The organism is Tenacibaculum sp. SZ-18, from assembly GCF_002813915.1.
Taxonomy (GTDB): domain Bacteria; phylum Bacteroidota; class Bacteroidia; order Flavobacteriales; family Flavobacteriaceae; genus Polaribacter.
On sequence record NZ_CP019335.1, the window covers coordinates 2,339,717 to 2,354,687 of the forward strand.

Genomic DNA, 14,971 nt, shown 5'->3' on the forward strand with positions numbered 1-14,971 from the left:
TGTATAGTTGTTTGTTATGATGTTTGTTTTTTTCTTATTTTCAGTAATTCCTTATTCGTTACTTACATTTTCATTATTCTTATCCTCGTTATAAGGCTTTGGTTTTTTACCAAATAAAGAAAAATGCACGAAACGCTTAGGATTTAGTTTCATCTCTCTTAGCAACTCTTCCATTTCTTTAGTTGCGTTTGTAAGATTTGTGTAAAGTTGTTCATCAGACATTAATTTCCCTACCGTTCCTTTACCGCTTTCAATACCTTTAATTAAGTTGTTAACGTTAGAAAGTGTCGATTCCAATTTCTTTACAGTCGCACCAAGATCAGATTTTGCTAAATCACCGGAAACTTTAGAAAAATCATCTGTAATCTTTTTCGTGTTATCAAAAGTTACACTTATCTTTTCTTTGTTTGATTCGAGTATGTCATTAAATGAAACCATTGTGTTATTCAAACTAGAAACTGTATTTTCGATACCAATGACACTACGATTTAAACTTTCACGAGCCTTTTTATCAAGTACTTGATTTAAACCTATAAGAAGTGAATCAGCTTCAACTAAAACATTTTCAAGCTTCGCCTGAATTGGATTCAACTTTTCACCAACAGATGAGAATAAATCAGACTCAATTTCTCCTTTTAAATAATCACCAGAAACTGCCATTTCTCCTTCATAATTTGGAATAATCGCTAAATTTTGACCTCCCATTAATCCAGCTGAATATATTTTCGCAATACTAGCTTTAGAAAACTGAAAATCATCTTCTAATGACAAGCGCACTAATAAGCTACCTCGTTTATCAAGTTTTGGATTAAAGTTAATGGCATCAACTTTTCCTACTTGAAGTCCATTAATAGTGACAACACTCGCCTCGTTTAATCCATTTATATTATCATATTCAACATAAAAATGCCGTGAGTTTGGACTAAATAAGTCCTGTCTCTTCATAAAATTATACCCCCAAACACCTAGAGCTATAATTAATAATGCTATGATTCCTGTTTTAAGTTCTTTTGACATAAGCAAAGTTTGCTAGCCACGAAATTACTAATAATTTTCTTGAGAACAGATTAGATTTTTTCTAAATTATGGTTTTTTTAGCGCTTCTCTAAGGGATATTTTAGTCCCATTTAAAAAAGCCACAATAAATGCATCTTTATGCCCAGCTTTTTTAGCTTCTTTTAACGCTATCTTTACTTTTGTAAAACTTTCTGAAGAACCATAATAATATTTGTAATATTCATCAATCACAAGCACCTCTACGTTTTCTAATCCTTGAAAATTAAAGTTATCTTGAGAAAGGTATCTTTTGGATGCTGCTATCTGAACTTTGAATTCAATTTTATCAATTTTATTCTCGATTACCTTAGGCTTCTCAGTATTTGAAGCAATTGTTGGTTTATTCTCTTTAACTTTCTCAATCAATTTTTTCTGACTATTCCTAACAGCAACAACTGTATCGGAACTAGTAATATCTTTTTTTATTGGGACAACTTTAACCACTTCCTTCTTTGGAGTTTCTTTTACTTTTACTTTTTTTGGTGGTGTTACTACTACTGAAAACTCCTTTTTATCTGATCCTATTTTAACTAAACTATTCGGCTTGTCAGTCCTTTTTGTTTTATTGCTTATAATATCACTTTTCGATTCAGGTATTTTCTTTCTAATAACTTTTTGGTCCTCTACAGTATTCAGTTTAATACGGTCAATATACTTTTCAATCCCTTTTGCAATTGCACTGGCCATCCTTAACTGACCTGCACCCGAATTTAAAAATTTTCCTTCTGCCTTATTTGTAAGAAACCCTAATTCTATAAGAACGCTTGGCATTACAGTTTCTCTTAGTACCAAAAAGTTATTCTGCTTTACGCTTCTACCGAATCTTTTAGCTCTTCTAAAATTACCTTGAACAAGTTCTGCAAATGCTAAACTTTCATCTAAATTCTCTTCCTGTAACATTGATAAACTTATTACAGATTCGGGAGAATTTGGATCGTAATCATAATTCTGTTTGTAATTATCTTCTAAAAGAATTACTGCGTTTTCTCTTTTCGCAATTTCTAAATTTTGCTTATTACCACTTAATCCTAGTACAAAAGTACCTGCTCCATGTGCTTTTGGGTTTGTGTATGAATCACAATGAACCGAAACAAACAAATCAGCTTTATTATCATTTGCTATTTTCGCACGATTATGTAATTCAATAAAGACATCTTTATCTCGTGTGTAAATTACTTTAAGATTTTTATTTTTCTTAAGAATTTTACCAACCTCCAAAACTACCTTCAGGGCAATCTTCTTTTCTCTATACCCATTTCCTAAATTACCTGGATCTTTCCCTCCATGACCGGCATCTAGCACGACGATATATTTCTTCTGTGCATCAACTCTCGTATTGTTCGAAATAAAAAGTATCAAAAACAAAAGAAAACACAATGCTGAAGTGTTGGTTTTATATTTGCTGAATTTTAAGAATTGCATCAATAAAATTTAACTATTTTTGGCTTCTGAAATTTGGTGCTCCAAAGATTGAGCCATACTTTTATGTGACACAAAAATAGCATTTATCGGATTGAAAGCAAATTCATTGTACATACTTTTAGTTTTCTCCTTCTTTTGTTTTCAAAAAGGTTTAGCTCAGGAGATTGGAAAAAAAGATATTCCAAAACAGAATGTGATCAAAAAAGATTCTGTGAAAACAATCAGTAAAAAAACTCAAATCGACTTAAAAAAAGGAGTAAAAACTGAAATTGAAGTAGATTCAACTAAAACAGATTCTATCATAAAACCAAAAGAAGCGATTCAATACGACATTCTTCACAACGCTCAAGATTATACCATACAAAACGCAAAAAACAAAACCATCACATTATATAACGAAGCAGAAGTTGATTATGGTGACATCAATTTAAAAGCTGGAAAAATAATCATTGATTACAAAAACAATACTGTTTACGCCACGGGAATTAAAGATAGCACAGGTTATGTACAACGCCCTATTTTCAAACAAGGAAATCAAGAGTCAGAACAAGATTCTATTTTATATAATTTCAAAAGTGAAAAAGCCTTAATTTATGGTATTAAAACTGTACAAGGAGAAATGATTACTTACGGTGAAAAAACCAAAAGAATTAATGACTCTACGGTTTATATGAGTAAATTAAGATTTACTACTTCAAAAAAGAAAATTCCTGACTACTATATTTCAACAAATAAAGCGAAATTGGTACCAGGAAAAAAGATAATTGTTGGAGGAAGTAATTTAGTTTTGGCCGACGTGCCTACACCTCTATACTTGCCTTTTGCATACTTTCCGTTAACACAAGGAAGGACATCTGGATTTATAATTCCTACTTGGGGAGAAAACAATCAGCAAGGATTTTTCTTACAGAACGGTGGGTATTATTTTGCATTAAACGATTATTTCGATCTTGAACTTACTGGGGATATATATTCTAATGGAAGTTGGGCAATCAATTCTAATTCTGCATACAAAAAGAGATATAAATATTCTGGGAGACTTAGTTTTAGATATCAAAACTTGACCAATGGGATTAAAGGTTTTAGTGATTTTTCAAAATCCGCCAATTACAACATTTCTTGGAATCACAGACAAGATCCGAAGACAAGTCCGAACTCAAACTTATCTGCGCAGGTTAATATTAGCAGTAGCAGCCAATTCTTCCGACAATCTTTAAATCAAATTGATCAAAACCAGCAATTCAATAATAGTTTTAACTCCTCTATTAGTTATTACAAAAAATTTGTTGGTACTCCTTTTAATACAACCATTACCCTAAGTCACCAACAAAATTCGAATAACGAAACTGTAACTATGACATTGCCTTCGGTCCAAATAAACATGGATAGAATTTATCCATTTGCAGGAAAAGGAGGAGTGAAGAAAAATGCGATTCAGAGAATAGGTACCACATACAATGTAAAAGGTAGATTGGATGTAAATACTACCGAAGATGATTTTTTAACTTCAAAAATGTTTGAAGGATCAAAATCTGGGATTGAACACGCAATCAGTGCTACCACCAATATGAAAGCTTTTAAATATTTTACTTTAACACCTGTTTTTAACTACAGAGACGTTTGGTATTTTAGTAAAATTAATAAGAGATATGACACTTCAATTCCAGATGAAGCTAATGAAAATCAAGGAACTGTTGTGAATGATACCATTAGTGGATTTAATAGATTCAATAGTTATAATTTTGGAACATCCTTAAGTACTGTTATTTACGGAAACTTTGAATTTAGTAAAGGACGCTTAAAAGCTTTAAGACACACCATAACACCGACGATTACGTGGAACTATACTCCTGATCTTGCTTCTAAATATCAATTAACGGTTCCTAGAAGTGATGAGCCTGATGATTTTCTTACTTACACACAATTTGAAGGTGGAATTTTTGGACAACCAACTGGAGGAATACAAAATAGGTTGACATTTGCTGTTAACAATAAACTTGAAGCCAAGATTAGTCCAAAAGATGAAGATAGCGATGAAAAAGATAGAAAAGTTACACTTATTAACAACTTAAATTTTAACACTAGTTATAATATTGCTGGAGACTCCCTCCGTTGGAGTAATGTAAATTTCAATATGGGAATTCCGTTTTTTAAGAACAAAATGGTTCTAAACTTTACAGGTACTTTAAACCCATATCAAGTAACAGAAAATGGTGTTGAAATTGATAAGTTTAACAAAGCAATTTTCAGACTTGAAAATTTAGCATTAACAACTGGATACGCTTTTTCAAGTAAAGATTTTGAAAAGAAGGACGATTCGGAAAAAAAAGATGATAAAAATAACGATGGTAATAATTTACCTGACGTTTTAGGATCAAATATAAACCCAAATAGAGGCTTTGCAAATCGAGCTTCTTCGGGAAACCAAGGCAAGCAAGAAGAGAAAACAGCAGATCTCTATCGGAATAAAATGCCTTGGAATTTGAGTTTTAATTATAGTATAATATATAACAATAATGGCTATAATTTCTCTGGAATTCGAAACCATGTTACTTCGTTCAATGGTAGTATAGATCTTACTCCAAAATGGAAACTCGGAGTAAATTCTGGGTATAGTTTTACAGATGGAGCCTTTACAAATGCGACATTTAATTTTAGTAGAGATTTAGATAGCTGGAGGTTTAATTTCAACTGGACTCCTTTCGGTAGATTTACATCTTACTATTTCTTTATCGGAATAAAATCATCAATGTTAAGCGACTTAAAATGGGATAAAAATCAACCGCCAGACAGACGCTTATTTTAAACGAATAATTTATGAAAAAAATAATCAATACAACAAAAGCACCAGCTCCTATCGGTCCATATAATCAAGCAGTTTTATCAGGAAACACATTATATACCTCAGGTCAGATTGCCATTAACCCAAAAACTGGAGAATTAGTTTTAGATGATATTAAAACAGAAACTAAGCAAGTTATGGAAAATATGAAAGCCGTTTTACAAGCTGGGGAAATGACTTTTGAAAATGTTATCAAAACTTCTATTTTTATTTCAGACATGAATAACTTTTCTGAAATAAACGAAGTTTATGGTTCTTATTTTAATGATGAGAACGCACCCGCGAGAGAAACTGTTGAAGTTGCTAACCTACCGAAATTTGTAAATGTAGAAATCAGCATGATTGCAATTAAAAGTTAAAGTTTTTTTATTTAACTGTTAACCTTTGAAGTATTACTTACACAAAAGGATAGGAACATTTAAAATAAAAAAATGAAAATTTCAATACTAAAACTACTCGTTACCCCCTTGTTAATTTTTTCGTGCTCTAATAATACGGACACTGAAGTACTGGAAAACGAAAAACAAAGTTCAGAACTTAAAGTAGCTCAAAAATCTTTAGAGGAAGAAGCAAATCTCGAAAATACTTATTATGAAGAGCACTTGTATGCCTATTATTTAGAATCTACGATTACCGAATTATATGTTCTTAAAGAAGCATATTTACTCAAAATAGAGCAGGGAGATGAAGACTATATTGAAAAATTAGAGCTTTTACAAAAACAAATCGAGGAAAACGAAAGGATTCTTAAATATGTCCGAATTCGTCCTGTTATGCCAAAACTTCCTCCTCCTCCAGTTCCATGTCCTAAAAAAACTATTAGTTGTAGAATATCATTTGAACATATTGATTTTATATTATTTCATAATAATATCAAAGAAGTTTCGATCAAACTTGTAACGGAAGAAGGAGAAGAAATAAGCGAAAATAGTCAATTATTTGCTGCAGAAAATTTCGAAGGATTTCCAGCGGTAAAATTAGATAAAAAAGATTATAGAGGAAATGCTATATTAAGTATCGATAAATATGATGTAGACCAGGAGAAGAAAATATCATACAGTTTAAACATTTATATCGAATAGAATTTTAGTTCTATTGATTAAAAAATTAGTAGTTTAGCTTCCATATTATATGGATTATGAAAGCTAAACTACTTTTTTTATTCCTCCCACTATTCTATTATTCTTATTCTCAAAACGATTCTATCAATGATGTAAATTTTAAAGTTTATACAAATAAGGCTTATCAATTCTTATATTCAAATCAGGATAGTGCCTATCATTACTTTAATAATGCATTAAAAATTAGCAAACACCAACAGTGGTACGAATATCAAGCCAATCTTTTATCATATATTATTTATGTTAGTGACTATCATTATAATTTACCCGTTTTAAAGAAAAACTTAAACGAACTTGAGTCATTATTGGTTAATTTTAAAGATTCTTTAAGTTCAACTTCCTACTCCGAAACTCTTGCCTTATTCCAATTAAATAAAGGAAATTATTATTATAAATTAAGAGATTACAAAAGAGCAAAACCACTTTTTCTTGAGTTATATGATTCGTTGAAATCTCAGAAAACTCATGAGAGCATTACAAATCTAGCCAGTATTTATTCCTTTCTAACTAATATTTACATTAGTGAAGGAAAGTATAATCTTGCAGAAAATTTTAATGAAAAAGCAGCCATTTTATTAGATCAATATCCGAAATATTTCCAAGATGTTGAATCTAGAAAAATGCTACTTAAAGGGTATCTCGCAAATATTTACAATGCTAGAAAAGAATATAAAAATGGTACTGTTCTTTTGCAGGAAATTGTCAGTTTTTATGAAAATAAATCTTACACGAACTCTTTAATCGCGTCTTATCAAGCCTTAATTAACTGTTATATAACTATAGATAAAACTGATAAAGCAATTGAACTTTTATCAAAATCTAAAAATCTATATAGACAGGAAGATCCATTTTATAAAATTCTCTTAGAATTATACGGAGATGTTTACGCAAGAAAAGAGCAATATACTAACTCATTAAATTACTACCAACAATCTCTAAAACATTACAAATCATATAGAAACAATGAAAGACATATCGATATTGCTCTAATTCTAAAGAAAATAGCCCACACCTATTATTTAGCCAATGATTTTAATCAAGCTTTAACTTACATTAATAAATCCCTACAGAACCTTAGTTTACAAAAAAAGTCTTCTTCAATCTCTTCTGTAAGCGATATATTAATCAATGATAATACCATCGAAATTTTACATTTAAAATCAAAAATCATCACCAAAGTTTTTGAAAAAACATCAAATATAGAAGACTTAGATAAAGCCTTGGACGTGAGTAAATTTGCACTGGATGTTTTAAATGTAATTAAACCTAGGTTAGAAAATAAAAATGACAAACAATTTTTAATAAATGACATTTATCCAATTTATGAAACAGCTTTAAATCAATGTTTTTTATTGTACAACTCAACCCGAGCAAAAAAGTATTTAAATGATGCATTTAACATTTTAGAGAAAAGTAAATCTACCCAATTACTGGAAGCGTTAAACCTTACGAAAGCTTTAAAATTCGATAATATTCCTCAAAAAATTATTGATAGAGAACAGCAACTTCAAGCAAATATTTCTAAGTTAGAAACTGATATTTATATTTCTAAAACTTCAAGAAATAAACAAAAAGAATTAATTAAAGCGAGAGAGTTACACAATAATTTTCTAGATTCTATCAAACAAAATCAACCCAAATATCACAATCTAAAATACAATTACGAAGTAGTTTCTTTAGATACTGTTAAAGAAGGACTAAAAAAGGATGAAGGTAAATTATCATTCCTTTACGGCAAGGATTATATTTATCAATTTATAATCACCAATGATAAAGTTGATCTATTAAGATTTGAGAATAGTCAAGAGTTTCAAAAAGAACTTTCAAATTTTTATGAAGTGGTTTCCAATTTCAAAAGTAAATACGATACTGCTAAGGTATTCTCTCTTTTTAATAAATTAATCCCTAACATATTAAAAGGTAAATCTGACATTACTATATTACCTGATGGACTCTTATATTATATTCCTTTTGAAGCATTATCAATTTCTTCTTCCGAAACCAATTACTTATTAAATTCTACCGCCATTAGTTATGGTAATTCTTTCACTCTATTAGCTGAAATAGATAAAATTCAATCTGAAAAATCAACAAAGAAAAAAATTCTTGCAATAGCACCTGAGTTTTACAATATGACAAGTAAGGAAACAAGAGCTAATTTTAGTCCTCTAGTTTTTAACACCAAGGAGGTACATAATATCGCGACAATATTTAATACGGATACAATAATTGGTAAAAACGCTACTTTAAATAAAATCAAAAATCGACTCAAAGATTATCAGGTTTTACATTTTGCAACCCATGCTTCTGCAAACGATGAATATCCTGACTTTTCTTATTTAGCCTTTTCACCAACACAAAAAGAAAGTAATCTTTGGTATGTTAAAGATATTTATAATACCAAGCTTAATGCAGATTTAGTTGCTTTAAGCGCATGTCAAACAGGAATTGGAAGATTGGAAAATGGCGAGGGTAATATTAGTCTGGCAAGAGCTTTTTCTTATGCTGGTGCTAAATCTTTAGTTAAAAGTTTGTGGAAAGTAAATGATCGTTCTTCATCGGAAATTATGAGTTTTTTTTATAAAGAATTGAAAAGAGGAGAAAATAAAAAAACTGCATTACAAAGAGCTAAAAGGGAATATTTAAACACGACCATTGAGAAACTAAAACATCCATTTTATTGGGCAGGATTTGTAATTAATGGTGATACAAAACCTATAATTTCATCAACCAAATATAGTTGGATTATAGTTGTTTTATTTGCCGTTGGACTATTTGTACTGATAAGAAACTACCAACTAAAACGCTAAAAAACTGGAGTCTCTATACTTATATCATCTGAGAAAGAAACAGATGATTCTTTACAAAAAAGCTTTCTAATTCTCGTTGAATTAAAAAGCTAGTAATGATCACCAATATTTATTATTTCAATCCCTATATCATTAAATATTGAATCATATAACTAAAGAAATAAATCTATTTGAAACTAGAAAAGATAAAATTTCAATTAAAGCTTAACATTTTACGCTTTTCATTAAAAAAAACTCAAGATAAATATTTTTTAATTTGAATTAACTTTTCTTTAATTCTAAACCATTTACTTAAAAAATAAGTTTTTTCTAGTCTACGAAAAGCCCAGTATAACTAAGACAGACTTACCTCAACTAAATAAAAATAAAAAAAGTGTTAACCTTTGAGCTTTTTTCATCACTAACAAGTATAAACATTAAATAAGATGAAAAAAATAACATTTACTTTTTTATTTTTAGTAGCAACTACTATCATGTATTCTCAAACTAAAATTGGAATTCAAGCAATTTATGGAACAGATACAGACTTTGGTATAGGTGCAAAAGCCACAATTGAAATATCAGAAAAATTCTTAGCTTCACCATCTATAAATTACTTCTTTGGGGAAAGTGTGCAAGGAGCTAGTACTTCAGTGTTAGGAATAAATGCTGATGCTCATTATATTATTTCAAAAAATAATGGTTTATCCTTATATCCTCTGGCTGGTATCAACTTAACTCGATCAAGTGCAACCGTCTTAGGGAACAGTATTTCAACAACAGAAATTGGATTTAATTTAGGTGGTGGTTTAAACTACGAACTATCATCATCACTCACAGGGATTTTCGAAACTAAATACGTCTTAAGCACGTTTGATCAAGCAACTTTTAGTGTAGGAGTACTTTACCATTTGTAATAAAATCACAATAATTTAAAATAGAAACTTATGAAAATTTTAAAAAACTTACTAATAATTATCGGTGTATTTGCATTGTCTGCTTGCAGTAATAACGATGAGAAAAATATTGATAACATTGAAGACAAAGATTTGTCTGAAGTAATGCAAGGATTTCAAGAAAAAATTAATAATATAGAAATCCCTAATGGTCTGGCAAATAGTTCAGATACCAATGCTCAAACAACGGCAACATATATTAATCTAGTTAAAAATTACGGGTTGGTCTTCTCAGCTTTTTTTAACGTTCCAACCGATGCAACAGCTCAAAAATCAAATCAAATTTCTAAAAAATCAACAACTAGTAATTCTCAAACCTATACTTGGTCAGACGGACAATCTACAATTAACTATACAGTTACTGAGTTAGTTGATCGTTACACGTTTAGTTATACCATCGAAAGTCCAAGTTATTCAGGTAAAGTAATGGATGGATTTAGCTTAAAAGATGAAAGTCTTGCTGAACTAAATATGTATGATATGGGCGGAACTTCCTTAACAATGAAATGGACTTACATTAACGGAACCGCGACTTTAGATCTTAAAGATAGTAATGGATCTCAATATATTTTGATTGTAAATAGCGATAATTCTGGTATACTAGAGATAATCGAAGATAATACGCTTACTGTAAAATGTACTTGGAATGCCAGTGGAAATGGAACTTTAATAAACTATGAAACTGGGGAAACATTCTCTTGGTAACCCAATCGTTTTCATTTCAATTTTTTGAATTAATAGAGACTCATCTAAATTTAACTTTAAATGAGTCTTTTGTTTCCCTATTTGGCCAATATTTTGAATTAATTTTGTTTGTCAAAATATTAATTAGTTCTTAAAAACAAAAAACCACATATCTGTTATGTGGTTTTTTTCATCATTTAAACTTAACAAATATTTACATAGAAGCCGAGTGCTCCAATAAATCTACAATTTTAGTTGCGTATCCATACTCATTATCATACCAAGAGATAATTTTAAAGAAATTACCATTTAATTCAATACTTGCACCTGCATCAATAATTGATGTTCTAATATCAGAAACAAAATCTTGTGACACTACTTCATCATCAGTATACCCAATAATATTTTTAAACGAACCTTCAGAAGCCTCCTTTAATTTAGCTAAAATTTCTTCTAAAGTAGTTTCCTTTTCCGTTCTAAAAGTTAAATCTACTAATGATACATCTGCAGTAGGAACACGAACAGCCATACCTGTTAATTTACCCTTTAACTCAGGAATTACTTTTGTTACCGCTACTGCAGCTCCAGTAGAAGTAGGAATCATATTTCTTAATACAGAACGTCCTCTTCTCCACTTAGAATTTGGACTATCAACTGCATCTTGTCCTGAAGTTGCAGAGTGAATTGTAGTCATTAATCCTTCAACTAAACCAAAATTATCATGTACTACTTTTGCTAAAGGCGCTAAACAGTTTGTTGTACAAGAAGCATTTGAGAAAATCGCCTCATCGGCAGATAATTCTTCATGATTAACTCCCATTACATACATATTAGCATCTTTTGATGGAGCTGAAATAATTACTTTTTTAGCTCCTCCTTTAATATGTAATCCTGCTTTTTCTTTTGTTAAGAAGAATCCAGTTGACTCAATTACATATTCAGCTCCAACTTCATCCCATTTTAAGTTCGCTGGATTTCTATCGGCTGTTATTCTAATTGTTTGACCGTTTACAATTAAGTTCCCATCTTTCACCTCAACAGTTCCGTTAAAGCGACCATGAACAGAATCATATTTTAGCAAATAAGCTAAATAATCTACATCTAATAAATCATTTATAGCTACTACCTGTACATTATCTCTTTGGATTGCAGAACGAAAAGCTAAACGTCCAATTCTTCCAAAACCGTTAATTCCAATTTTTATCATTTCTAATTTGTTTGTTTATATATCTAATCTGTTTATGTTGTCATTATATCTGACACTCTCAGTAATTCTTTATCAATAGAATTCTGTCCCTTTATTGCTTTTTCTAAATCCGTTGCTACTACTTTATTATCCCGTAAACCAACCATTAAATTTGATTGTCCATCTATTAAAAACTCGACTGCTTTCACTCCCAACCTTGAAGCCAGCACTCTATCAAAACATGATGGAGATCCTCCACGTTGCATATGTCCCAAAACTGATACGCGCACTTCATATTCTGGCATATTCTCTTCAACATAATCTGCCAATTCGTACACATTCTTACCAGATTTATCACCTTCAGCTACGACAACAATACTCGAAGATTTACCTGAACGTCTACTTTTCTTTAAAGACTCTAACATTCTTTCCAATCCTAAGTCTTCCTCTGGCACTAAAATCTCTTCGGCACCAGCTCCAACTCCTACATTCAAAGCTATAAAACCTGCGTCTCTTCCCATAACTTCTACAAAGAATAGTCTATTATGCGAAGAAGCTGTATCTCTAATTTTATCGATTGCTTCCATTGCCGTGTTTAAAGCAGTGTCATAACCTAGTGTATGAGAAGTTCCGTAGATATCATTATCAATAGTACCAGGAATTCCAATCACAGGAAAATCATACTCTCCATTAAAAACAACTCCTCCAGTAAAAGATCCATCTCCACCAATAACAACTAGTCCATCAATTTCATGTTCTTTTAAGTTTTCGTAAGCTTTTTGTCTACCCTCTTTAGTCATGAATTCTTTTGATCTCGCTGATTTTAGAATCGTACCTCCTTTGTGAATGATATTGTTTACGCTTCTTGCTGACAACGTAACAAAATCACCTTCAATCATTCCTTGATAACCTCTGTAAATTCCTATACATTCTGTTCGATAATAAGCACATGCTCTAACAACAGATCTAATGGCTGCATTCATTCCAGGAGAATCCCCTCCTGACGTCATAACCGCTATTTTTTTTATTTTATTTCCCATATGTTCGATTTCAAATTTACTTACTTATTTACAATATTCACTGATAAAAATGCGAAATCGTTTTCGATTTTTACCGTTTTTAAAGCCTTTTTAAATTATTTATTTACATTAGCATTTAAACCTAAAATATGAAACTTACCTTACTTGATTACACCATTATTGTTATCTTTTTCATAATCTCTCTATTAATTGGAATTAGAGCTTCAAAATCCGCAGGAAAAAACAGCTCTGAGTTTTTTTTATCAGGAAGAAATATGCCTTGGTGGTTATTAGGTGTTTCAATGGTAGCAACAACTTTTGCTGCCGATACACCTGGATTAGTTACGGAACTTGTTAGAAAAAATGGAGTTTCAGGAAACTGGGTTTGGTGGGCAATGTTACTTACTGGAATGCTCACAGTTTTCTTTTATGCAAAATTATGGCGAAAATCGGGAATAAGTACCGACTTAGAATTTTATGAGATACGATACTCAGGAAAAACAGCTGGTTTTTTAAGGGGATTCAGAGCCATTTACCTTGGAGTTATCTTCAATATAATTACAATGGCTGGTGTGTGTTTGGCAGGAGCTAAAATTGCAGCTATATTATTAGGGATTTCTCAGGCTGAAATGCTCATATATTCATCTATCATTGTTGTCATTTATTCTTCTCTTGGAGGATTAAAAGGTGTTTTACTTACAGATTTTGTTCAATTTATAATTGCAATGATTGGATCTGTATGGGCAACAATTTATATAGTTAATTTACCAGAAATTGGCGGGATGAATACTCTATTATCACAATCATCTGTAGCAACAAAACTTGACATTTTACCCGACTTTTCAAATACTGAGAGTCTAATCACTTTATTTATTATTCCTTTCGCTGTTCAATGGTGGAGTACTTGGTATCCAGGAGCAGAACCTGGCGGCGGTGGATATATTGCTCAACGAATGCTGGCAGCAAAAGATGAAAAAAATGCAACATGGGCAACATTATTCTTCAATTTTGCTCACTATGCCTTACGCCCGTGGCCATGGATTATTGTTGGTTTAGCATCATTGGTTTTATTTCCAGATGTAGAAAGTATCAATCAAACTTTTCCTAATTTAACTAGTGAAATGCAAGGAGAAGATGTTGCTTACGCAGCCATGATGACTTATCTTCCTGCTGGTTTATTAGGAATTGTACTTACTTCTTTGATAGCAGCCTTTATGAGCACCATCAGTACACAACTAAACTGGGGAAGTTCATATGTAGTAAATGATTTTTATGCTAGGTTTATTAATACAAACGCGTCAGAAAAACAAAAAGTAATAGTCGGAAGAATCACTACAGTATTGCTAATGTTAGCTGCTGCTTTATTCTCTTTTTACTTACAATCCGCAAAAGGAGTTTTCGATTTACTTTTACAAATTGGAGCAGGAACTGGTTTACTTTTTATACTTAGATGGTTTTGGTATAGAATTAATCCATTTAGTGAAATTGCTGCGATGTTGATTTCATTTTTAATTGCTCTTTTCTTTTTCTTAAATGGAAAAATGGATGAACCTTTAGTTACAGTTTCTAGTTCCGTACAATTGATTACTGGAGTTGTAATTACAACTGTAGGATGGATTATGGTCACTTTATTAACTAAGTCGTCAGATCAGGAAACTTTGGATAACTTCAATAGATTAATTTTTGAATCAGAAAACAAATTCAAAAACATTGGTAGTAAAATAATCGCTTTTTTAGTAGGAACAATTGGAATTTACTGTGTTTTATTCGCAACAGGAAATTGGATTTATGGAGAAACATCAAAAGGAATAATATTTTCTATTTTAGCGATAGTTTCAATTATTATAATTCAACAACTTTGGAAAAGAAAACTTTTAGAATAATATGATAATAGTT

At 30.9% G+C, this 14,971-nt stretch carries 11 protein-coding genes; 7 read left to right on the forward strand and 4 right to left on the reverse strand.

What is annotated here, in order from left to right; genetic code table 11:
• Positions 1-51: 51 nt before the first annotated feature.
• Positions 52-1,017, reverse strand: coding sequence for an MlaD family protein (locus BTO06_RS10365; protein ID WP_100925237.1), 966 nt, complete (start codon positions 1,015-1,017; stop codon positions 52-54).
• A gap of 66 nt (positions 1,018-1,083) precedes the next feature.
• On the reverse strand, positions 1,084-2,478 hold the full coding sequence (locus BTO06_RS18950) for an N-acetylmuramoyl-L-alanine amidase family protein (RefSeq protein WP_100925238.1): 1,395 nt from the start codon (positions 2,476-2,478) through the stop codon (positions 1,084-1,086).
• Positions 2,479-2,569: 91 nt separating this feature from the next.
• On the opposite strand from BTO06_RS18950, the gene BTO06_RS10375 reads away from it, so the two are divergent.
• The 6 genes from BTO06_RS10375 to BTO06_RS10400 all read left to right on the forward strand — a co-directional run bounded on the left by BTO06_RS10375 (position 2,570) and on the right by BTO06_RS10400 (position 10,891).
• Positions 2,570-5,284, forward strand: a complete 2,715-nt coding sequence (locus tag BTO06_RS10375) for a putative LPS assembly protein LptD (protein WP_100925239.1) — start codon at positions 2,570-2,572, stop codon at positions 5,282-5,284.
• A gap of 11 nt (positions 5,285-5,295) precedes the next feature.
• Complete coding sequence (locus BTO06_RS10380; RefSeq protein ID WP_100925240.1) at positions 5,296-5,679, forward strand: RidA family protein; 384 nt, start codon at positions 5,296-5,298, stop codon at positions 5,677-5,679.
• A 72-nt stretch (positions 5,680-5,751) separates the two neighbouring features.
• A complete protein-coding gene (locus BTO06_RS10385) occupies positions 5,752-6,402 on the forward strand; it encodes a hypothetical protein (RefSeq protein WP_157811808.1) in 651 nt (216 codons plus the stop codon).
• Positions 6,403-6,458: 56 nt separating this feature from the next.
• Positions 6,459-9,251 carry a CHAT domain-containing protein gene (locus tag BTO06_RS10390; protein WP_100925242.1) on the forward strand — a complete coding sequence of 931 codons (2,793 nt, stop codon included), beginning with the start codon at positions 6,459-6,461 and terminating at the stop codon, positions 9,249-9,251.
• Between the two features lie 425 nt (positions 9,252-9,676).
• On the forward strand, positions 9,677-10,147 hold the full coding sequence (locus BTO06_RS10395; RefSeq protein ID WP_100925243.1) for an outer membrane beta-barrel protein: 471 nt from the start codon (positions 9,677-9,679) through the stop codon (positions 10,145-10,147).
• 30 nt (positions 10,148-10,177) lie between these two features.
• The gene (locus BTO06_RS10400; RefSeq protein WP_100925244.1) at positions 10,178-10,891 is read left to right on the forward strand and encodes a hypothetical protein; all 714 of its coding nucleotides are present in this window, start codon (positions 10,178-10,180) and stop codon (positions 10,889-10,891) included.
• A 193-nt stretch (positions 10,892-11,084) separates the two neighbouring features.
• Here the strand turns inward: BTO06_RS10400 and gap are convergent, their stop codons facing one another.
• Together gap and pfkA are read right to left on the reverse strand one after the other, a co-directional pair.
• Positions 11,085-12,077 (reverse strand): type I glyceraldehyde-3-phosphate dehydrogenase, encoded by a 993-nt coding sequence (gene gap / locus BTO06_RS10405; RefSeq protein WP_100925245.1) that lies wholly within the window; start codon positions 12,075-12,077, stop codon positions 11,085-11,087.
• 32 nt (positions 12,078-12,109) lie between these two features.
• Positions 12,110-13,096: a 6-phosphofructokinase gene (pfkA, locus tag BTO06_RS10410; RefSeq protein ID WP_100925246.1), complete on the reverse strand. Its 987-nt coding sequence runs from the start codon at positions 13,094-13,096 to the stop codon at positions 12,110-12,112.
• A 128-nt stretch (positions 13,097-13,224) separates the two neighbouring features.
• Here pfkA and BTO06_RS10415 point away from each other — a divergent pair, with 128 nt between their 5' ends.
• Positions 13,225-14,958: a sodium:solute symporter family protein gene (locus BTO06_RS10415; protein ID WP_100925247.1), complete on the forward strand. Its 1,734-nt coding sequence runs from the start codon at positions 13,225-13,227 to the stop codon at positions 14,956-14,958.
• Positions 14,959-14,971: the final 13 nt, after the last annotated feature.